At 68.9% G+C, this 20,254-nt stretch carries 16 protein-coding genes and 3 pseudogenes; 11 read left to right on the top strand and 8 right to left on the bottom strand.

The features are described from left to right. Nucleotides 1–17 precede the first annotated feature (17 nt). Nucleotides 18–1,211 carry a hypothetical protein gene (locus ACWC0C_RS41980; RefSeq protein WP_450869965.1) on the bottom strand — a complete coding sequence of 398 codons (1,194 nt, stop codon included), beginning with the start codon at nt 1,209–1,211 and terminating at the stop codon, nt 18–20. A gap of 431 nt (nt 1,212–1,642) precedes the next feature. Between ACWC0C_RS41980 and ACWC0C_RS41975 the strand changes: the two are divergent. Continuing rightward, nucleotides 1,643–1,985, top strand: a pseudogene (locus tag ACWC0C_RS41975) (NAD(P)H-dependent glycerol-3-phosphate dehydrogenase); the annotation flags it as partial. A 270-nt stretch (nt 1,986–2,255) separates the two neighbouring features. On the opposite strand, the gene ACWC0C_RS41970 reads toward ACWC0C_RS41975, so the two are convergent. Further along, a complete protein-coding gene (locus tag ACWC0C_RS41970) occupies nt 2,256–3,140 on the bottom strand; it encodes a winged helix-turn-helix transcriptional regulator (protein WP_450869963.1) in 885 nt (294 codons plus the stop codon). Nucleotides 3,141–3,199: 59 nt separating this feature from the next. Here ACWC0C_RS41970 and ACWC0C_RS41965 point away from each other — a divergent pair, with 59 nt between their 5' ends. From ACWC0C_RS41965 to ACWC0C_RS41955, 3 genes are all read left to right on the top strand, one after another. Then, nucleotides 3,200–4,459 carry an MFS transporter gene (locus ACWC0C_RS41965; RefSeq protein ID WP_450869961.1) on the top strand — a complete coding sequence of 420 codons (1,260 nt, stop codon included), beginning with the start codon at nt 3,200–3,202 and terminating at the stop codon, nt 4,457–4,459. Between the two features lie 536 nt (nt 4,460–4,995). Beyond that, complete coding sequence (locus ACWC0C_RS41960; protein ID WP_450869960.1) at nt 4,996–5,157, top strand: hypothetical protein; 162 nt, start codon at nt 4,996–4,998, stop codon at nt 5,155–5,157. Nucleotides 5,158–5,418: 261 nt separating this feature from the next. Further along, nucleotides 5,419–5,826 carry a nuclear transport factor 2 family protein gene (locus ACWC0C_RS41955; protein ID WP_450869958.1) on the top strand — a complete coding sequence of 136 codons (408 nt, stop codon included), beginning with the start codon at nt 5,419–5,421 and terminating at the stop codon, nt 5,824–5,826. Nucleotides 5,827–6,310: 484 nt separating this feature from the next. Here the strand turns inward: ACWC0C_RS41955 and ACWC0C_RS41950 are convergent, their stop codons facing one another. Further along, nucleotides 6,311–7,045, bottom strand: a complete 735-nt coding sequence (locus ACWC0C_RS41950; RefSeq protein WP_450869956.1) for a rhomboid family intramembrane serine protease — start codon at nt 7,043–7,045, stop codon at nt 6,311–6,313. A gap of 252 nt (nt 7,046–7,297) precedes the next feature. On the opposite strand from ACWC0C_RS41950, the pseudogene ACWC0C_RS41945 reads away from it, so the two are divergent. The 3 genes and pseudogenes from ACWC0C_RS41945 to ACWC0C_RS41935 form a co-directional block, all read left to right on the top strand. Continuing rightward, nucleotides 7,298–7,655 (top strand): annotated as a pseudogene (locus ACWC0C_RS41945) (CGNR zinc finger domain-containing protein); the annotation flags it as partial. After that, a pseudogene (locus ACWC0C_RS41940) lies at nt 7,613–7,744 on the top strand (IS21-like element helper ATPase IstB); the annotation flags it as partial. The pseudogenes ACWC0C_RS41945 and ACWC0C_RS41940, both read left to right, overlap by 43 nt. Before the next feature lie 110 nt (nt 7,745–7,854). After that, a complete protein-coding gene (locus ACWC0C_RS41935) occupies nt 7,855–8,934 on the top strand; it encodes a MerR family transcriptional regulator (protein ID WP_450869954.1) in 1,080 nt (359 codons plus the stop codon). Between the two features lie 157 nt (nt 8,935–9,091). On the opposite strand, the gene ACWC0C_RS41930 is transcribed toward ACWC0C_RS41935, so the two are convergent. Both ACWC0C_RS41930 and ACWC0C_RS41925 read right to left on the bottom strand, forming a co-directional pair. Then, the gene (locus tag ACWC0C_RS41930) at nt 9,092–10,459 is read right to left on the bottom strand and encodes an MDR family MFS transporter (protein WP_450869952.1); all 1,368 of its coding nucleotides are present in this window, start codon (nt 10,457–10,459) and stop codon (nt 9,092–9,094) included. A gap of 30 nt (nt 10,460–10,489) precedes the next feature. Next, on the bottom strand, nt 10,490–11,515 hold the full coding sequence (locus ACWC0C_RS41925; protein ID WP_450869950.1) for an aromatic ring-hydroxylating oxygenase subunit alpha: 1,026 nt from the start codon (nt 11,513–11,515) through the stop codon (nt 10,490–10,492). Between the two features lie 147 nt (nt 11,516–11,662). Between ACWC0C_RS41925 and ACWC0C_RS41920 the strand changes: the two genes are divergently transcribed. Next, complete coding sequence (locus ACWC0C_RS41920) at nt 11,663–13,201, top strand: flavin-containing monooxygenase (RefSeq protein ID WP_450869948.1); 1,539 nt, start codon at nt 11,663–11,665, stop codon at nt 13,199–13,201. 82 nt (nt 13,202–13,283) lie between these two features. On the opposite strand, the gene ACWC0C_RS41915 is transcribed toward ACWC0C_RS41920, so the two are convergent. Continuing rightward, on the bottom strand, nt 13,284–14,192 hold the full coding sequence (locus tag ACWC0C_RS41915) for an aldo/keto reductase (RefSeq protein ID WP_450869946.1): 909 nt from the start codon (nt 14,190–14,192) through the stop codon (nt 13,284–13,286). An 890-nt stretch (nt 14,193–15,082) separates the two neighbouring features. On the opposite strand from ACWC0C_RS41915, the gene ACWC0C_RS41910 reads away from it, so the two are divergent. Next, nucleotides 15,083–15,823: an SDR family NAD(P)-dependent oxidoreductase gene (locus ACWC0C_RS41910; RefSeq protein ID WP_450869944.1), complete on the top strand. Its 741-nt coding sequence runs from the start codon at nt 15,083–15,085 to the stop codon at nt 15,821–15,823. A 508-nt stretch (nt 15,824–16,331) separates the two neighbouring features. On the opposite strand, the gene ACWC0C_RS41905 is transcribed toward ACWC0C_RS41910, so the two are convergent. Then, nucleotides 16,332–17,312, bottom strand: coding sequence for a GlxA family transcriptional regulator (locus ACWC0C_RS41905; protein WP_450869942.1), 981 nt, complete (start codon nt 17,310–17,312; stop codon nt 16,332–16,334). Between the two features lie 129 nt (nt 17,313–17,441). Between ACWC0C_RS41905 and ACWC0C_RS41900 the strand changes: the two genes are divergently transcribed. After that, a complete protein-coding gene (locus ACWC0C_RS41900) occupies nt 17,442–18,410 on the top strand; it encodes an NADP-dependent oxidoreductase (protein WP_450869940.1) in 969 nt (322 codons plus the stop codon). A gap of 505 nt (nt 18,411–18,915) precedes the next feature. On the opposite strand, the gene ACWC0C_RS41895 is transcribed toward ACWC0C_RS41900, so the two are convergent. Beyond that, entirely contained in the window at nt 18,916–19,461 is a 546-nt protein-coding gene (locus ACWC0C_RS41895) for a hypothetical protein (protein WP_450869938.1), read from the bottom strand. Between the two features lie 55 nt (nt 19,462–19,516). On the opposite strand from ACWC0C_RS41895, the gene ACWC0C_RS41890 reads away from it, so the two are divergent. Beyond that, nucleotides 19,517–19,879, top strand: coding sequence for a hypothetical protein (locus ACWC0C_RS41890; protein ID WP_450869936.1), 363 nt, complete (start codon nt 19,517–19,519; stop codon nt 19,877–19,879). Nucleotides 19,880–20,254: the final 375 nt, after the last annotated feature.

Here is a 20,254-nt window from a genome sequence, read left to right as displayed (position 1 = left end):
CGCGCGGCTTCGCTTCCCTACGACACCGTGTGCGCCACCCAGACCGCGGCGTGGAAAGGCCCGTTGGCAGTGAACGGGTCAGCGGACGGAAGTGCTGCGCTGCCTGCGACGACGCCGTGGCAGTTGACCTGCGTCGCCGAGGAGTTGAGGCCGCCAAGGGAAGCCAGGTAGGTGAAGTCGCCGTTGTCGACGCGGGCGACGAAGGCGAAGGAGTTGGGGGCGAAGTTGTCACCGACCATGAGGTTCCCGGCGATCTGCTTGACCTCGGTGACACCACGCCCGGAGCCGATCACGGCACTCGTGTGCGTGATGAGATCGAACGAGCTGGAGAGCAAGCCGTCGCCGCCGACCACAGTGCTCCCGCTGATCAGCTGGGCGGTCAGGAAGTGGGACCCCAGGTCCGTGCGGGTGCCGGTGCGGAGGTCGTAGGCGTATCCGGTGAGGGTGTTGCCGGCCGTTCGAGACTGACCGACCACGGTTGAACCGCTGATGTCGTTGGCTGTGCTGGAGCTTCCGCCGAGGGTGCCGAGATCGGTCATCGTCCGGGTGCGCAGGTTGTACGCGAACCCGTGCATTGTGGTGGCGGGCGTGTTCGGCAGGGAGGAGCTGCCCACGACGATCGCACCGCTGACTGCCGCCGCGCTGCTGCCGCCCGACGGGCCGGCGAGGCTGCCGAGATCGGTCATGGTCCGGGTACGCAGGCTGTACGCGAACGCGTGGGTGACCACGTCGCCGGACAGCGACGACGTCCCCACCACGGTGTCACCGTTGAGGCCGGTGATGTTGGTTCTGCTGCCGCCGAGAGTGCCGATGTCGACGAGCCGGCGGGTCCGGATGTTGTAGGCGAATCCATGAGTCGGGCCGTCGGTGGAGAGGTCTGACTGCCCGACGACGTAATCGCCCTCCACGCCGGTCGCCTGGCTGGAGTCCCCCAGCGTGCCGAGATCGGTCATGGTGTGCCTGCGCAGGTCGTATGCGAAGGCGTGTTCGGCGGCGTTGCCGCTCGTCAGTGAGCTCCCGACGACCGTGTTGCCGTCGATGGCGGTCGCCCGGCTGCGGGTACCGCCCAGGGTGCCGAGGTCCTGCACGGTGTACTGCACGGACCCCGCCGCCGACTCGGCCGACGTCGTGTCAGCCCCGTACGCCGGACCGGCGCCCGCGGCGAGCAGGCCCGCGCCCACCAGAATCCAGGCACGTAAACGTATGCGCATGATGCCCCCCTGAACGATCGATCGAAACGAACACGGTTCGGCACACCACTGTGCCCTCCCCAGGGCACGCGCCGACCAGACGTTGCACGGCCTTCACTTGTACATCAGTTCCGATCGGCCAAACAGTGGGCGGTCGGCCACAGATGAGACGTTCGCGACCGCCGCCAGGACAGCAGGCAGGCAGTCCTTGCCGACCGCTGAAGGTTTCGCTCGGCCACCAGGTAGGGGGCGGGCGGCACTGGTTTGAGGGACGCGTGGTCCCGGGCTGCCCTGTGCCCGATGACCTCGTGATGGGTCGCGTGCGTGCGGGCTCGTCGCCGTGGCACCCAGGCCATGGAGGCGGCGTCCATCTCCTCGAGCGAGGAGAAGGCCCGGCCGGCCAGGACATGGTCACGGACGATGAGGACCTGCCGTTCGACGCGGCCTTTCCCGGTGGGACGGTAGGCGGCGAGAGGGTTACCCGCGGCCTCGCCGAGGCACCCCGGCTCGGCACCGCGATGGGAGCCGACACGCTCACCCTGGCCGGGCTGGCCGGGCTGGCCGGCATGGGAGACCTCGTCGCGACCTACTCATCCACACTGTCGCGCAACCACACCTTCGGCGCCCACCTCGGCAGGGGCCTGAGCATCGAAGAAGCCCGATCACAGACGAAGCAGACAGCCGAGGGCGTCGCCTCTTGCAAGGTCATCAGCGACCTCGGTCAACGCCACCAGGTCGAACTGCCCGTCACCGAAACCGTGGGTCGACATCATCCACAACGGCCGGAACCCCTAGGACGCCGTGCAGGCTCTGATGTCGCGCGCCACCAAACCCGAGCGTGGGGAAGAGTCACCCCATCCGGGCTGGTGAGCCGTCAGCACCTGGACGGTCAGGCTCGGCGCCGACTGGGTTCGAGGGCAGCGGCCAGCGCTGCCAGTCCGCTTGCAGCGCGATCAGGTTGACCTGTCTCAGTGAAATTCGACCAGTCTCACCGAACTATGACCATCAGGTGACCAGGCCGCGCCACTCGCTGTTGTGGAGCCCCCGTCTCGGCAGGCTGGGCTGTCAGGCCCCAGCCAGCGAGTCGACGAGGGCCAAGGCGTCGTCGACGGAACCTGCCGGGTCGTTGATCGGGTACAGCACGCCGCGCACCGTACGGGAGGAGTCGAGGACGAGGGTGAGCCGCTTGAGCCGGTCTACGCCGGCTGCGCGGAAGGTGGGCAGTCGCAGCGCCGCGGCCAGCTGCAGGTCGGCGTCGGACAGGAGCGGGAACGCGATCCGCGCGTGTTCTGCGAAGGCGGCGAGTTGGTCGGAACGCTGCGTGCTGACTCCGTGCACCCTCACGTCGCGCTCGGCGAAGGCCTCCATCCGGTCGCGATAGGTGCACGACTCCAGGGTGCAGCCACGAGCGCCTGGGATCTGGCCCCAGCCTGGCGGGTAGTTGTCCCCGCCGGGTGCGTAGGCCCCGGGGAAGCAGTACAGGACCGTCCAGGCCCGGTCCGTGGAGACTGGGTCGACCGGCAGGCCTTCCGGACCGGCGAGTTCGAGCTCGCGGAGCCGACGCCCCACCAGGGCGTGCACGCGTCGGGTCTCGGCGGAGTCGGTCGCGCTGGTGGCCGAGAGGACGCCGTCGCCCATTACATGGCGGGCGCCCCAATCCTGGAGGGCGACGAGGACCGGTAGCAGGCCGCGTCCGGCCGGCGTCAGGTGGTACTCGTACCGGGGAGGGCGCGGGCTGTAGAGACGCTTCTCCAGCACCCCGTCCGCGACAAGGGCTTTCAGGCGCCCTGTCAGCACTTTGCGGCTGATGCCGAGTCCGTCCTGGAGCGCGTCGAACTGGTGCGTGCCGCCCGCGACATCGCGGATGAGCAGCAGCGTCCACGGGTCACCGACCACCGCCAGCGCCTGCGCGATCGTGCAATCCGAGTCGTCGAGCTCTGTGTACCGCATGACTCATGAGTATAGTGAGTTCCCTAAAGAGACTCACTCGGTGGTCACAGGGGGCGGGCATGACGACGACGGCGCAGGGGCGGGGAGAAAAGGAGAAGCAGCCGGACAGCGCGTCGCGCGTGGCGGCGTTCTGGCGGTACTGGGGTGCGTCCACGGTGAGCGGGATCGGCGACGCCGTAACGGCGGTGGCCCTGCCGTTGCTCGCGGTACTGGTGCTGCACGCCTCGGCGTTCGCCGTCAGCCTGATCACGGCCGCTTCGTTCGCTTCGTGGCTCCTGGTCGGCCTCCCGGCCGGAGTCCTCGTGCATCGTCTGCCATTGCGCGGGACGCAGGTGGCGATGGATCTGATCCGGGCCGCTGCGGTGGCCTCGGTGCCGGTGGCTGCCGCGCTCGGTGTCTTGAGCCTGCCGCAGCTGATCGTTGTGGCCCTGGTCGTCGGGTTGGCGTCCGTCGTGTTCGACGTCGGAAACTCGACGTTCCTGCCGTCCCTCGTCAGCAAGGAGGAGCTCACCGCCCGCAACAGCCTCACCTCGGGAACCAGGGCGGCGACCCAGCTCGGTGGCCCGTCCCTCGGTGGGGTGCTGGTCCAGCTGGTCGGCGCGGCAACGTCGATCGTGGTTGACGCGGTGAGCTACCTCGTCTCGGCCGCGCTCATGGGCAGCCTGCCGCGGGTTGCGCACCCCGCGCAGGAGGGCCCGCGCCGCGGCATGGGCGAGATGATCCGCGAAGGCTGGCGATACGTCACCCGCCACCCTGTCATCGGCCCCTGCACGGCGGACGCGACCGCCGTCAACTTCGTCTGTGGCGGCCTGATGGCGCTCACCCCGGTCTTCCTGGTCCGCACGCTCGACGCGCCGCCCGCCCTGGTCGGGATGCTCATCGCGACCGAAGGCCTCGGCACCCTGGTGGGTGCGGCGTTGACGCCTCGGATCGTCGCACGCCTGGGCAGCGGTCGGGCGCTGCGCTGGGCCGCGGTGGTCTCCCCGTGCTTCGCGGCGCTGATGCCGCTGGCCGGCCACTCCGTGGCACTGGGCCTGTTCGCCCTGGGGAACAGCGGTTTCGCCGGGGCCGTGGTGGTGACGAGCATCGTCACCCGCACCTACCGGCAGACCGCCACGCCCCCGGAACTGCTGCCGCGGGTGATGGCAACGGTCCGCTTCATCTCCTGGGGCGCGGTCCCATTCGGCGCGCTGGCCGCGGGAGGTGCCGCCGCCCTGTGGGGAACCCGTGCCTCCTTCGCACTCATGGCCGTGCTTTCCACGGTCAGCCCGGCGATCCTCCTCGCGAGCCCGATCCGCCGAATGCGCGAGCTTGTGTGAACGGTGTGCGGTGGGGGCTGGGGGCCGTGTCACTCGTGTGGCGCGGGTGGATTCGTGCAGAGGGGGTCTGGCTGACTGGGAGTCGCGACCGTAGGGCGGACACCGGTTGAACTTCGGTGCGGTGAGTCAAAGTGCACTGAGGCGGGTCACAGGTTGACCCGTCTCGCCGAACCTTGACCGATCTCAATTCAATTTGACCGGTCTTGCTGCTGGTCGGCGCGCGGCTGTTACGACAAGGCGGCCAAGGTTTGTTGAGACACCGGTCAACGCCGGCGAGACGGGCCAAGGGTACGAGACGCAGGCGGGCGCGGGGCTTTGGGAGGCAATGGCCAAGGTTCATCTCCGTGGGGAAGCCGGGGCCGACAGCGGGTCACGTCTGGCCCGGGGCGACATCCAGGTCGCGACGCGTCGCTTCGCGGAGGGCCCGGGCGGCAGTCTCGTAGGCTGCGCGCGTTGCCCGGTACGTCTCGCTCTCGGAAGTGGCTCCGTTCAGCACCTGCTCCCGAAGGTCCCGCAGCGCTGCGTGCACCTGTTCAGTGAGTGCCAGCCAGCACCTCGGCTGGCGCGCAGAGCTGCAACTGGTGGCGGAGCTCGTACGCGCCGCTCTCGCGTACTGTGTCGAGTGCCTGCCTGGCCCGCTGCTCTGGCGGCTCCTGGACGTTATGGGCTATGTCGCGCAACTGGCTCCGGGCCCGTGACAGGGCGACAAGGTACCCGCCATGCACCTGGCGTCGAAGCTCCTGGCTGCGGAAGTCCTTCTCACGGCGCGCTCGTGCACGGTCCACTGCGAGTGGCCCGGCCGATTCGGTTCCTCCACGGGCCCGCGACGATCGCCCACGCCGGCCGCGGCGACTGGAGGTCGGCCGATCGGGCGCATCGTGATCGTCCCCGGAAACCGCCTTCCCGAAAGCGTGACTGTGATGATGTGGCCTTCTACGTCCGAGTCGAGGGAGGCCGTCGTGTCCCGAACGCCGCAGGAGATCTTCGAGAGTTACGTCTACGCCGGTGCCATGACCCGGAATGCTGATGCCCTTGCCGAGAACTTCACCGCGGACGGTGTCTTCGAGGCGCCGCTGATGCCTGCCGGCGCCGCCTTCCCCAGGAGGTTGGTGGGTCGTGAGGAGATCCGTAGCACGATGGCGGCGTACTACGAGCAGCAGGTGAAGGGCGACCGCTCGCCGAACCTTGAGAAGTCCGGGTACGTGCTGCACACCACCTCTGATCCCGACGTGTTCATCGCCGAGATCGACACGGTATTCGACGCGGACGAAGAGGACGTGGTTGTCTCACTGGTACAGATCTTTCGCATCCGCGACGGGAAGATCGCTCGATTGCGTGACTACTTCACGCCCGAGCTGATGAGCTGAGGACGTCCGAGCAGTGCCCGTTGCAGGCACGCGCTGACTTCTCAGCCGCTCCTTGGCCCGCGTCGGCCCGCCTGCCAGTCCCGCTACCGGCACGGGTGCCTCCCGGTAGCGGGGCACCGGCCGCCGCCGAAGTGCTTCAGGACGTCCCGGAGTTGGGGCCTCCGCCAGCGTGAACAGCGGCAGGCGCGACTCGCACAGCTCCGGCATACCGAAGGCGGGATCGAGAAGTTAGTCCATGCAGGGCACAATGCACGCCGGCCGCACCGGTTACGCCGACCGGTCAGCCTCTGACCGCAGGCTGACGTCGGGGGCCGAGAGGAACCGCACGTTCCCACTGAACACCCTTTGGCTTTGGCTGAACCACACAGGTCATTGCCGTTCTAGCGGGCTCCGGCGACGCGGTTGCCCCCGGTCAGGTGTTGTCCAGAATCACCTGTTTCGTACCCTCCTGCCGACAGGGGTCCAGCACCTGTTGCAGGGCCGCCTAGAGCAGACCGAGGTCGCCGAGTTCCTTGTGAAGGTCGGCGCGAGGGTGGTCGGAGCGCGCTTCAACGTCGCCGCGCGTGGCCAGCCCCGGTCCCGGGCGAGAGCCCGCGCCTGCGTCGGCCCGCGAGCGCCGGTCCCGGAACACCCAGGCCCCCGCCAGGCCGCCGATGAGCCCTCCCAAATGTCCCAGCCAGCTCACTCCCGGCGTCCCGGGGACGGCCACGGTGAGCAGGTAAGCGAAGGATGCTGCCATGACCACACCGATCAGCGTGTCGATCAGGTGCCGGTCGAACAGCCCACGCACGACGACGTAGCCGAAGTATCCGAAGATCAGGCCGCTGGCGCCGACCGTAGCCACGTCGCCTCGTTCGAAGAACCACACCGCGAGCCCGCTGGTCACGCCGACCAGCAGGCTCAGACAGAGAAAGCGCGCCACCCCTCGGTAGGCGGCGAGGAAACCGAAGACGAACAGTGGCCCGGAGTTGCTCTCGATGTGTGCCCAGCTCCAGTGCAGCAGAGGCGCGACGAGGATGTCGGGCAGCGTGCCGATGTCGCCGGACCTGACTCCGTAGTCCCTGGAAAGGGCGTAGTGATCGGTGTAGTTGACGAGCTGCAGAACCCAGACGAGCGCGAGACCCCCGAACATCACGAAGAACGCCTTTCGCGCCTCCGCGATAACCTGCTCCGCGCTGACAGGCAAGGCGTCGGTCTGGTCTCTGTACGACGTACCCATGGCACGCTCCTTCCCCCGGCGGATCCGCATCCGCACCGCAATGCAGCACACTCTACGTAGTGTCGGGCGGTCGCTGCGGGCGACGTCCGTGCCGGGCTTCGATACGGCGCTCACCCCCATCATCCGCGGCGGCGCCCGTTTGCTGAACGCGGGCGCACGTGTCGGTGATCTTTCCGAGGTTTCCTTCCGTACCCCCTGCGGCCGCCGCGTCGGAGGAGCTGGCCTCGCGGCCGCAGAGGTCCCGTCACCACCCTCTACGAACACACCGGAGCGATCGGCCTGAAGTCGCACAGTGGCACCACCCCCTGGCATCCTCACCTCGACCGCGACGACATCGCCCCCTGGGGCGAGTGGCTTCTTGCCTCGTCCTGCATGGCCCTGACTGTCCTCGTCTGGGGACCGCCAACGCCCGCCCGGCAGGCTCCGCGCAGCACCCAGCTGCCAGAACGTCTTCATCACCCAAGTCAGCGGCCCGCAACGCCGCGACTGCCCCCGCCGATGCGCAACCCGCGAACGGGCCGCAGCCCACCAACGCTCCCGCTCAACGAGCTGCTCGCCGACGCGGCCTTCACCGATCCGCGGCTCTGCGCGGCCATCGTTGACCGGCTGACCTTCAACGGCGCCATCATCCCGACCGGCGCCGAGTCCTACCGCCTCGCCCACACCAAGGCCCAGGCCGAACAAACCCAGGCCAGCTGAGTGGGAGACCATCGGACGGGGCCAAGCAGAAACCTTGGTTGACCTTCACCTTGGGGGAGCCCGCAGCATCAGTGGGGCCGGGAAGGCGCTCGGCATGAGGAGGAACGAGCATGGGGTTGCTGACCATCGGGGCGTTCGCGAAGGCATCCCGGCTGTCGCCGAAGGCACTACGTCTCTACGACGAGCTCGGCCTGCTGCCCCCCGCCCGCGTCGACCCGGTGACCGGCTACCGCCTCTACGCACCGGAACAGCTGGACCAGGCCCGACTGGTCGCCTGGCTCCGCCGCCTGGGAATGCCCCTGGCCCGCATCCAGCACGTCCGCACGCTGGATGCAGTCGCGGCAGCCCAGGAGGTCCGAGCGTTCTGGTCCCAGGTCGAGGCCGACACCGCCGCACGACGGGACCTGGCCACCTTCCTCATCGACCACCTGTCACGGAAGGACCCCGCCATGTCCCCGACCGCCACGCCCCTGGGAATCCGTTACGCCGCTCTGTCCGACACGGGCCTCGTCCGCAAGAGCAACCAGGACGCTGCCTACGCCGGACCCCGGCTGCTCGCCGTCGCCGACGGCTGCGGCAGCCAAGGAGCCCTCGCCAGCGCGGCCGCCATCGACGCGCTCAAGCCCCTCGAAACCGACAGTATCCAGGCCGGCGATCTCCTCAACGTCCTCGAAGACGTCATCGAACAGGCCAAGCAGGCCGTGCACGAGATCACCGGGAGCGGCCCTTCGCCCGAAGCCTCCGGCACGACACTCACCGCGATGCTCTGGACCGGATCACAGCTGGCCCTCGTCCACATCGGCGACTCCCGTGTCTACCTCCTGCGCGACGGAGAACTGTTCCAGATCACCCACGACCACACCATGGTCCAGTCGATGGTCGACGAAGGACGCCTCAGCCCGGAAGAAGCCGTCTCCCACCCCCAGCGGTCGCTGTTGGTCCGGGCCCTGGGCCCAGGAACTGACACCACCCCTGACATGCGTCTTCACGATGCCCAGCGGGAGGACCGATACCTGCTCTGCTCCGACGGCCTGTCAACCGTCGTACCGGCCCAAGACATCCGCCGAGTACTTGCCGAGGTCAGCGAACCCGAGCAGGCCGTCCGCGAACTCATCGCCCTCGCCAACGGCTCCGGCGGCCCCGACAACGCCAGTTGCGTGGTCGCCGACGTCATGGAGCTCCAGCAGTAGGAGCACCCAGCACATCGCGACGGACTCCACGGCGCCTGCTGGCGTGGCTCCGCGGTGAACATCACGCTTCCTACGGTTATCGGGGACGGGACAGCAGACGACGCCGAAGGCGCTCTGCGCCGCGCGTCTGCGCCCGCCGGGACGCGCCTGTGGCGGTTCAGTCGGTACCGGCGGCGAGGCGCACTTGCGCAGGTTCGTCGGGCAGGGGCTGTTCCCTGGTCAGGAGGGCGAGGGCGAAGGCAAGTGCCATGAAGGGCATGGTCCAGGTGAAGACGGCTTGGAATGCCGTGCTGTCTCCTGCTGGGCGGGGCGCGTTGGCGCTGAGGATGGCGCCGAAGATGGCGGCACCGAAGGCTCCGCCGAGGGATCGGAAGAAGTTCAGTACGCCTGTGGCGGTGCCGATGTGGGCGTGTTCGACGGCGTATTGACCGACGAGAATGCAGACCTGGACGAAGAAGCCGATGCCGATTCCGGCGGTTGCCAGCGGCATGATCAGGAAGACCGCTCCGGTGTGCTGGTCGGCGCGGCTGAGGGCCGCCATGGAGGCCGCGATCAGGACGGCGCCGACGGCCGGGTAGGCCTTGTAGCGGCCGGTCCTGGTGATGAGGAGGCCGGAGATCACTGCGGCGGCGACCAGACCGAGGAGTAGCGGGATGACGTACAGACCGGCGGTGAAGGCGGACTTGCGCTGGACCGTCTGCAAGAACATCGGCACGTACAGCATGCCGGCCATCAGCACCAGCGCCGAGAGCAGGAATTGGGCGGCTGCGAGACCGAAGTTGGCGGAGCGGAACAGGTGCAGCGGCGTGATCGGCTCGGCTGCACGGTGTTCGATGACGAGGTAGCCGGCCAGGGACAAGGCGCCGAGGACGGCCAGGCCGAGGATGACGGGGGACGACCAGGCGTAGTTGTGTCCGCCCCAGGTGGTGAGCAGGGTCACGGTGGTGGTGAACACGGTGACCGCCATGGCGCCGAGGATGTCGACCGTGCCGTCGGCCACCCCCGGGCCGGGGAGGTGGAGCCTCCTGCCGACCGCGACGAGGGTTACGGCCCCGATGGGCAGGTTGACGTAGAAGATCCAGCGCCAGGAGAGTGCGTCGGAGAACGCGCCTCCGCACAACGGGCCGGCGATGAGGGCGAGGGCCGCGACCGTGCCCAGGGCGGCCTGGAGTCTGGCCCGCCGACGAGGGGACGCGAGGTCGCCGGTGATCGCCAGGACCAGTGAGGTGATTCCGCCACCGCCGATGCCCTGCAGTGCGCGTGAGGAGGCCAGCAGAGGCAGGGAGGTGGCGATGCCGCTCAGCAGGGAACCCGCGAGGAAGACGCCGACGGCCAGTTGGAGGACCCTCTTACGGCCGTAGAGGTCGCCGAGTTTCCCGCACAGGAGGGTGGACACCGATCCGGTGAGCAGATAGGCGGCCGCGATCCAGGACACGCCGTCGCCCGCATGGAGGTCACGGCCGATGCTGGGCAGGGCGGTGGCGACGATCGTCTGGTCCAGATTCGCCATGAACAGCGCGAGCATCAGGGGAATCGTCAGTAGCATGGGGCGGCCTCACGTGGGCGGGTAGAACTGGCGGACCCAGTGGCGGTAGAGGCCGATGGCGTCGTCGCCGGCGGCGAGGCGGGGGCGCGGCTCGTAGCGTTTGGCGTTCCAGATCCTCACGTCGTCCTGGACCTTACCGACCGCGGTCCACAGCATGGCGCGGGCGATGGCGCGGCGCACAGGACGCCGAAGGAGCGAAGCTCCGGCTGAGCGTGGCCGTGTGTCCGTGCAGGCGGTGGCGAGCATCAGGCGGGTGAGCCGTGGCCCGGTCGGGATGTGCATGACCCACAGGTGGACGACGAGTCCGAGCGCGGGCAGAGGGAGTTCGATACGCAGGTATCCCATCCCGGCCAGCAGGAACGTGTGATCCCACTGGATCTTCTTCAGGAGAGAGTGATTGGGCCCCAGACGCAAGTACGTGCGCAGGTAGGGACCTTGAACCTGTGCCGGGTCGGCTTTCCATACGGTCACGTCGTGTACGACGGGCAGGTGCCGTAGGTCGGTCGTGTTCTCGGCGAGTTCCTGGATGTGAGCATGAACGTCGGTTGCCCAGCTGGCGGTTGGGGCGGCCGACGCGGGGGAGGTGTCGGGCAGTTCCCAGGTGGGCGGAGAACCGTCGTGCCCGCGCCACACGAAGACGAAGCCATTGCGCTCACGGACGGTGTGGTGCTCCAGGCGGGCACGTGGCGGCGGGCCGTCGGGCGTGCTGACACAGACACCGTCGGGGGCGAATGCGAAGCGGTGGAAAGGGCACACCAGGTTGTCGTCCTCGACGGTGCCGCCGACGCCCAGGTGGGCACCGAGGTGCGGGCAGTAGGCCCGTACCGCGTACGGCCGGCCGTCGCGGGTGCGGTAGAGGACCACGTCCTCGTCCGCCAGCCGACGGGTCAGCACGCGGCCGGGGGCCAGTTCGCCGGAGCGTGCCAGGGCGAACCAACCGCTTGGAAAGGGGAGTTCACCTGCCGGACTGCCGGCTTGTCCGTCTGTGGAGCGACGTCGGCCGACCCTGCTCGGCGGTTCCACACCCATCGTCATGACAGGGAGCCTGCACACGGGAGAGCCTCAGTACACCGTCCAACGGGGCGAGTCACCCGTGCGAGTTGCTTTCATCCCGCACCCGCGTTCCCGGTTCGCCCCCTGGGTAGGTTCGCCGCCTCGATGGGCAACCAAGGGGGCGATGCCATGAGCGACAATGCCGTCGACCACGAGTCCGGCACGACGGAGGTCCTTGTCATCGGTGCCGGTATGTCCGGTGTGGCGGCCGCGATCGCCCTGCGGCGGGCGGGCATCGATGATGTCGCCGTGCTGGAGAAATCCGCGCGGATGGGCGGCACCTGGCGTGACAACACCTATCCCGGCTGCGGCTGCGACGTCCCCGCCATGCTGTACGAGTACTCCTTCGCTCCCCACGCCTGGAGCAGGTGTTTCGCCTCCCGGTCCGAGATCCTGGACTACCTGCGAGCCACGGCGTCGGAACATGGTGTGGACAAGGTCGTCCACCACGGCGTGGAGGTCTTGGAGGCCCGATGGGACACGGCCGCCCACCACTGGATCCTGCGGACCACTGCGGGCACCCGCACCGCCCGAGTCGTCATCGCGGCCGCCGGTTCCTGGCGCCGCCCCCGCTACCCGGACATCCCCGGCCTGGACACCTTTCCTGGCCCCGTCTTCCACTCCGCCCGCTGGGACCACGACGCCGAACTGACCGGCCGTCGCGTCGCCGTGGTCGGCACCGGGGCCTCCGCCGTGCAGTTCCTCCCCGAGATCCAGCCCAGGGCAGCCCTCATCGACGTCTTCCAGAGCACCCCGCACTGGGTGCTGCCCAAACCCGACTACGCCCTGCCCCCGGCCCTCCACCGGTTCCTTGCCCGTCACCCGGCGGTGCGCCGCGCGCTCCGCGGCCAGCACTACTGGACCCAGGAGGCCATCGGCTTCCTCCTGCGCCACCCCCGCCTGCTGCCGCCGCTGGAGGCCGCCGCCCGGCACCATCTGCGCACCTCCGTGCCCGACCCCGCCCTGCGCCGGGCACTGACACCGCGCTACCGCCTAGGGGCCCGCCGCATCATCGCCTCCGACACCTACTACCCAACCCTCACCAGCCCCAACGTCCGGCTCCACCCCACCCGGCTCACCGCCGTGGAAGGCCAGGACCTCATCGGTGCCGACGGCACCCGAGTCCGTGCCGATGCCGTCGTCCTCGCCACCGGCTTCCACATCGGCGAACCGCCCTTCGCCCGCCACCTGTACGGCACCGGCGGCACCCCCCTGGCCCATGCCTGGGCACACCACCGCCCCGCTTACCTCGGGACCAGCGTCAGCGGCTACCCCAACCTCTTCCTGCTCACGGGACCGAACCTGCTCTCCGGCACCACTGCGGTCCCCACCGTCGTCGAAGCCCAACTCCGTCATGTCATCAGCGCCCTGACCCACCTCCGTGCCGGCGGACACACAGCCCTCGATGTCCGGCCGGACGTCCAGGAGGCGTACTACGCCGCCCTGCAGTCGGCCCTGCGGACCACCGTCTACAACACCGCCGACTACTCCAGCTACTACTTCGGCCTCCCCGGTGTGAACACCTTCTGCTGGCCGTGGTCCACGAACCGGCTCGTCAGACAACTGCGTTCCTTCGCCCCCGGCGCCTACACCTGGTCGACAGCACCACAGCCCGCCGAGTCCGTCCCCACCCTGTCATCTGTCGCAGGACGCGAACTGCATGACTAAGGGGGTCCGCCAGTACGGCTCTGGCGGACCCTTTCAGTGCGAGCGGTGGCCGGTGGAATGGATCCGGCCGGCGGTGGCGCCGCTAGGCTCCGGTCGGCCGCAGCGAGGTAAGGCGCGCCATCTCGTCTTCCGAGAGCCGCAGCGCGCCGGCCGCCACGTTCTGCGCGAGGTGGTTCGGATCACCGGTCCCCGGGATCGCCAGCACGTGCGGACCCTGCTGCAAGGTCCAGGCCAGCCGGACCTGCGCGACGGACACACCGTGCGCGCGGGCCACGGCGCACACCGCCTCGTGGTCGCTGACAGCCGGACCCGCCTCGCGCCCGGGACCGGCGATCGCGAAGAACGGGACGAAGGCGAGGCCGAGTTCACCGCAGAGCCGCAGGAGTGCCCGGTCCTCGCCCGACGCACCGATCCCATAGGGGTTCTGCACGCAGACGACCGGGGCGATGGCCCGGGCCTCGGCCAGTTGCTCGGACGTGACGTTGGAGACGCCGAGGTGGCGGATCAGCCCGGCATCGCGCAGTTCGGCCAACGCGCCGAAGTGCTCGCCGATCGAGCCGGTCCGCCGGCTCGGAGGCACGCGCAGGTTCACCACGTCCAGGTGATCGCGACCGAGCTGGCGCAGGTTCTCCTCGACCTGCCCGCGCAACTGCGCCGGCGCGGCCCACCACCAGGCGCCCGAGGGATCGCGGCCCGGCCAGACCTTGGTGGTGATGACCAGGTCCTCCGGGTATGGCGCCAGCGCCCGGTTGATCAGCTCGTTGGCGGAGCGCGTCGCCGAGAAGTAGAACGCGGCGGTGTCGATGTGGTTCACGCCGAGCTCGATTGCCCGCCGCAGCACCCCGATCGACCGCTCGCGGTCACGCGGCACACCGCGGTCGAAGGGCGCGGTACCCGTCAGGCGCATCGCGCCGAACCCGACGCGGTTGACGGTCCGGTCACCGAGTTGCCAAGTACCCGTGGCTGGCCTGGTGTTCGTCCGTGAGCTCATGACATGGATCTCCTCTTGCCGTTAGAAACAAAGAACCGATGGGCGGCGCTGCGGCGCGTTCAGGTCGATCGGCAGGGCGAGAACCTCGAAGCGGGTCCACCAGGGTCGAGGCAGACGGGCCCCGGGCACGAAAAAAGCCTCCCCGGCGGATTGGAATCCGCACCGAGAAGGCTTGCGTGATGACCAGCATTCTAGCAGGGCAGGCAGGCAGGGCAGGGCGTTTACCAGCAAGCCATTGGATACGGGGGCTTCGAGGGAAGGACTGCGTGCGTTCAACTTGACCGTCGAGGAAGGGCGGTTACCCGTGAGTGGGGTTGGGCGCTGATCAGCGCGGTAGGAGACAACGGATGGTCACCAGGATGTGGGTGGCGAGGTGCGGGTGACCACGGAGGGAAGCCGCCCGCTCTCGATCACTGTCGCGACAGGGCCAGTCCGAAGTACCACTGATGACCTGAAGGGCCTTGCGCTTGGCTTCGAGAGGCGAGAGTTCCTTGTCGTCGCCGAGCAGGTCATCGATGGAGTCCTGTGGCGCGATGACTCCTGCGGCTTCCAGCGCCGGGCGCAGCAGGTCGGGTTGGGCGCCGCTCGGGTAGCTGACACCGAGGCCGGTACACCCACACCGGCCCCGCACCCCACGCCGAGTCGCACGCAGGAGACAGCCGAACGCCACCGGCTGCCCCCACCCAAGCGCCCCCGCCCGCCATCCAGGATTGGTGTTGGCAGGTTGCTCACGCCCTTCGGACACGGAGAAAGGGCGGAACCGCCCGCGTTGCGCTGCGGTCACGGTCACCCAGAAGTGAATTCCATAATATGGAATATGGATTCCGTCTACCGATAGACTATGCTCCGCCTCCCGACACGTCAGCGATCAATTCCACGAGGGGGAAGAAGTGAGTGAGAGCCGAGTAGCGCTGGTCACGGGTTCGTCATCCGGCATTGGGGCGGCCATCGCCCGGCGGTTCGCCGCCGACGGCATCAGGCTCGTCATCAACTCCGCGCGGAGTGCGTCGGCCGGTAAGGAACTCGCAGCCGAACTGCCCAACGCGGTGTACGTGCAGGGCGACGTGGCCGATACGGCGGACGCGGGCCGGATCGTGGCGGAGACGGTCGAGACATACGGTCGGCTCGACATCCTCGTGAACAACGCGGGCACCACCCGCTTCATCCCGCTGGACGACCTGCAGGCGGCCGATGCCGCCGCCTGGCGGGAGATCTTCGACGTCAACGTCTTCGGCGTCTGGCAGCTGACCACGGCCGCGGTCCCGTACCTGGAGCAGTCGCAGTCCGCAGCAATCGTCAACATCTCGTCGGTCTCGGCCACCCGCGCCCTGGGGAGTTCGGTGCCCTACGCGGTGAGCAAGGCCGCCCTCAACCACATGACGCGGCTGCTCGCCTCCCAGCTCGGCCCGCGCATCCGGGTGAACGCGGTGGCTCCCGGCCTCATCGACACGTCGTGGTACGACGAGGCGGAGGAAGTGTGGGAGAACTCCCGCGAGTGGATCACCGCAAACACCCCGCTGCGCCGCGTCGGTTCACCCGCCGACGTGGCCGAGGCCGTGCACTACCTTGCCAACGCCGCGTACACCACCGGTGACGTGCTCACTGTGGACGGGGGACGGCACATCGTCTGACTCGCGCGCACTCACTGCGGGACGAGTCGCGCCTCAACGGACCTACTGATCACCTCTGCCTCACTCGGCGTGTCCCTCAAGTTCGCCAACGCCCCGGCAACTCCACCCAAGGCTCGCGAAAACGATCCCGATAAGCGGTTGAGGCCACTCCACAATGGCCCCAGTACCGGCACCGTCCACCTGACGGCTTGCACCGCGCCGGGTCCATCCCCCCCGAGAAAGCTCGTAGCCCTGACCGATTTCCTTGTACGAGACCTCACGGTCCCGATCTCGCACCAGCGCGGTTACGCATCCGCCCGTTGTTCTCTGGGGGCTCTGCGGTAGGTCGTTGCGCGCAGAGCGAGGGGCCAACCCGCATCGGGAGCAGTACGTGCGCCACCGCGTCATGGGCGTCACGCGACTTCATCCACGCGGCGCGCCAGCGGGCGAGCGTCGTCTGCGTCTCCAGGGAGGGTAGAAGGCGCCGGAGATGTGGCGTAGGCCAGGCGGAACGGTGAGTTGTTCGCCGCTACTGCGCTGAACCGCCGACGGGTGTGGGGCGGAAGGTGCGGCGGTATGCCTGGGGTGTGACTCCGATTGCGGCGTGAAGGTGCTGGCGCAGGGAGACACCGGTGCCGAATCCGGCGCGGTTGGCGACCAGGTCGATGGGCCAGTCGGTGGTCTCCAGCAGGTGCCGGGCCAGGTCGACGCGCTGGCGGATGAGCCACTGGCCGGGGCTGGTGCCGACCTCGTCGCGGAAGCGGCGGGTGAAGGTACGCACGCTGACGTTGGCGTGGCCAGCCATGTCAGCCAGTGTGATGGGTTCGGCGAGGCGCTCCATGGCCCATGCCTGTGTGGGGGCGGTGCCGGGGGCAGAGGGGGCGGGGACGGGGCGCCGGATGTACTGGGCCTGGCCGCCGTCGCGCCAGGGCGGTACGACGCAGGATCGGGCGACCTCATTGGCGATGTCGCTGCCGTGGTCGCGGCGGACGATGTGCAGGCACAGGTCGATGCCGGCGGCTACCCCGGCGGAAGTGAGGATTTCGCCGTCGTCGATGAAGAGGACGCCGGGGTCGATGCGCGCGGAGGTGAACATACGCTGCAGGCGGTCGGCCTCGCGCCAGTGTGTGGTGGCGGGGCGGCCGTCGAGCAGTCCGGCGGCGGCCAGCACATACGTGCCGGTACAGATCGCCACGATCCGGGTCCCGGGCCGGATTGCAGCCAGGGCCTTGCGCAGGGTGTCGGGCAGGCGGCCCTCCTCACGGATGGGGCCCAGCGCGTGAGTGGGCGGGATGACGACGGTGTCGACGGTGGCCAGCAGGGAGGCATCGTGGGAGACGGTGAGCTGGTAGTCAGCTTCGGTTCGGACGGGGTGGCCGTCCAAGCTGCATGTGGTCACGGAGTAGAGCCGGTTGCCCGCGGCGTCGCGGGCGGCGCCGAAGATCCGGGCGGCAATGCCGAGCTCGAAAGGGACGACCCCATCCAGGGCCAGAACGCCGACGTGGTGCATGGCCCGATCCTTTCACTCCGCGACCATCAGGCCACTACTGGGGGGCTGTCCGCCCGGGGAGTCTGAGGGCGTGCCCAAGAGGACCGGCACACACCACAAGAAGCCCACTGCTGAAAAGAGCAAGCCATCATGGACCAGGCCACCACCCCCGCGACCATGCGCGCCATCTCCCAGGACACCGCCGGAGCACCGGACGTCCTCAAGCTCGTCGAGACGCAACGGCCGGTTCCGAGCCGGGGCGAGATCCTGGTCCGTGTGCATGCGGCGGGCGTGAACCCGGCTGACTGGAAGATCCGCGAGCGGGGCGTCTTCGCCGACGGTGCCAAGCCGCCGTTCACGCTCGGCTTCGACGTCGCCGGGGTGGTCGAGGCGGTCGGCGACGGGGTGACACTCTTCCAGGTCGGCGACGAGGTGTTCGGGATGCCACGCTTCCCGCACCCGGCGGGCGCCTATGCCGAGTACATCGCCGCCCCGGCCCGGCACTTCGCCCCGAGCCCCCAGGGCCTGACCCACATCGAGGCCGGCGCCCTGCCGTTGGCTTCCCTGACCGCCTGGCAGGCCCTGGTGGACACCGCGAACGTCCAGCCCGGCCAGCGCGTCCTGATCCACGCGGCTGCCGGAGGAGTCGGTCATCTGGCCGTGCAGATCGCCAAGGCCCGCGGTGCGTATGTCATCGGCACGGCCAGCGCCGCCAAGCATGAGCTGCTGCGCTCGCTGGGCGCCGACGAATTGATCGACTACCGCACCCAGGATTTTGCCGAGACCCTGCGCGACGTGGATGTCGCCCTGGACTCCCTCGGCGGCCCCAACTGGGCGCGGTCGCTGCGAACGCTGCGGCCGGGCGGCATGCTGGTCTCGATCCTTCCGCTGGACGACACCTTCCCCGCCAAGGAGGCCGAAGCGGCCGGAGCACGGGCGGTGTTCATGCTTGTCGAGCCCGACCATGCGGGGTTGCGCGAGATCGCTTCCCTGGTCGAGGGTGGACGCCTGCGCGTGGTCGTCGACAAGAGCTTCCCCCTCGAAGAAGTCACCCGAGCCCACACACTGGGTGAGACCGGCCGCACCACCGGCAAGATCGTCCTCGCCGTTGCCCCCTGACCCACCCCGCGACGCGCGGCGGCGGGCGAGTCGCCTGCAAACCGACGAACAGTTCTTGGCTGAACCGTATCGAGGCCCCGTTCACCGCCTGCGCTAGTGCCGCATCAGCCAACGTTCACCCTGGCATGTCGTATCGCTTGGTTGCTGCGCAGGGGGCATCGAGCTGTGGATGCCAGGGGCGAAGTCGAGGGGTGTTACTACGGCTGCGATGAGACCGACTTGGAGCGCGGTTACTTTCGTCAACGAGATCACCGACGCAACGGCTGCATCCAGGCGACGGACCCGGACGGTTCGCCATCCGGGACCCGGCATGCGCGGTGTGGACGCAGCCCGGGGATGAGGCGCGCGCTCCCATGGATTCCGGTGGGTTCTTTCACGGAACTCGACACGGTTCTGGTCATTGGCGCCCGAGCAGGAGAGTCTGCGGGCTCACAGGATGCCGGGATCGAACTGCGGCCGCGTACCGGCTCCCGTGGGTGGAGGCGCCGGTCAGGTGCCGAGCGTGTCAGTCGTCGGCTTCGTTCTCAGGCCCGGGCGCGTCGCCGATGGCGACGCGCAGGTCATGCATGCCTTGCAGGATGTCGATGAGGGCTTCTTCCGCCCCGCTCAGAGCGCGTCGGGTTCCCTCTGTGTCGCCACGCTCGGCGTGCAGCTGGGCGCTGAGCGCGTACACCGCTGTCATGGAAGCCGCGAAGGCTGCCTCCCGGCCCGGTGGCACTTCTTCCGCCTCGGTTTCGGAGACCTGCAGCGCGGTGCGCTGCAGCCGGTTCGTCAGGACGTTGACCGCGAGACCGGAATCCGCTCCTACCTGTTCCCCCCAGCCGAGCAACGTCTCGAGGACGTCCTCGATCTCCCCTTCCTCGGTCAGACGGGTTGCGGCGGTGATCTCAAGCTCCGTTCTCGCCAGCAGACTGCCCAACAGGTGCAGGCGGTCTTCTTCCTGCGGCCCCTCGGGCCGCTTCTCCGGCTCTGCCACCGGCTCCCCCGCAAGAGCGGCCAGAGCCGCGTAGATCTGCTGAACACTTACCGGGCGCTCGCTACTGATGCTCACGCCTTCAGCTTCACCCAGCAAAGGCGTACCTGCCCGCCCAGACACACGGAATCTAGTGGAAGAGACGGCCGAATCCCTCGTGTTCGGCATCGGCCGCATCGTGGCCGGCCGCGACCTGGACGGCGTGACGCGCACCGGCGCCACCTTCTCGCGGCCGGGCACCCTCGTCCTGCCGAAGGTGGAGGTCCGCGTACCCCGCCGCTCCTACCGGGCCGGGTGGCATCGCCTCGCCTTCCGCCTCGCGCTGGGAGTCGGAGCCACGGAGAGCGGCTACCTGCTCAGCCGGGACCGCCAAGCCACCGGGCAGACCCCCAGGACCTCTGGGACAACCGGGACCAAGCCCTTGCGAGCCTGGATGCCGGCGGCATCGGCGCGGCCCCCGCCCCGGCCGTGGGCGGCATCGCGTACGGGCTGCTGACCCGCGAGCGCCGGGAACTGACGCACGAGTGGAGCATTCCGCTGCACCAGGCCCTCCTACAGCCGCTGGGCATCGCGGAGCAGACAGACCCACGACGCTGCTACCTCCATGCCCCGAAGAGCTTCTCTGACGACGACGCGGATATACCGTCTCCACCGCGGCGGCAATTCGGTGACCCTGCGCTGCATCACCTGCCAGATGCTCCACTACGGCTCGCTCGCGTTCGTCCTCGACACCAAGCGGATCTCCCACCCGTGGGCGCGCGGCACCCCTGGGGTCACCTAACGAGCTCGTGCACGGTAGGCAGGGAGACGTCGCGGATGGCGGCGGGGCTCGGTGTTCACATCGGCCGCGCCGATGTCAGGTCCGCGGTCT

It is taken from the genome of Streptomyces sp. NPDC001709, assembly GCF_053596375.1.
This window is presented reverse-complemented; position numbering and strand designations above follow the sequence as displayed.

Coding starts and splice junctions, on each gene's coding strand:
- ACWC0C_RS41980 (WP_450869965.1), bottom strand. CDS start 1,211: ATGCGCATACGTTTACGTGCCTGGATTCTGGTGGGCGCGGGCCTGCTC.
- ACWC0C_RS41970 (WP_450869963.1), bottom strand. CDS start 3,140: ATGCGGTACACAGAGCTCGACGACTCGGATTGCACGATCGCGCAGGCG.
- ACWC0C_RS41965 (WP_450869961.1), top strand. CDS start 3,200: ATGACGACGACGGCGCAGGGGCGGGGAGAAAAGGAGAAGCAGCCGGAC.
- ACWC0C_RS41950 (WP_450869956.1), bottom strand. CDS start 7,045: ATGGGTACGTCGTACAGAGACCAGACCGACGCCTTGCCTGTCAGCGCG.
- ACWC0C_RS41935 (WP_450869954.1), top strand. CDS start 7,855: ATGGGGTTGCTGACCATCGGGGCGTTCGCGAAGGCATCCCGGCTGTCG.
- ACWC0C_RS41930 (WP_450869952.1), bottom strand. CDS start 10,459: ATGCTCGCGCTGTTCATGGCGAATCTGGACCAGACGATCGTCGCCACC.
- ACWC0C_RS41925 (WP_450869950.1), bottom strand. CDS start 11,515: ATGACGATGGGTGTGGAACCGCCGAGCAGGGTCGGCCGACGTCGCTCC.
- ACWC0C_RS41920 (WP_450869948.1), top strand. CDS start 11,663: ATGAGCGACAATGCCGTCGACCACGAGTCCGGCACGACGGAGGTCCTT.
- ACWC0C_RS41915 (WP_450869946.1), bottom strand. CDS start 14,192: ATGAGCTCACGGACGAACACCAGGCCAGCCACGGGTACTTGGCAACTC.
- ACWC0C_RS41905 (WP_450869942.1), bottom strand. CDS start 17,312: ATGCACCACGTCGGCGTTCTGGCCCTGGATGGGGTCGTCCCTTTCGAG.
- ACWC0C_RS41900 (WP_450869940.1), top strand. CDS start 17,442: ATGGACCAGGCCACCACCCCCGCGACCATGCGCGCCATCTCCCAGGAC.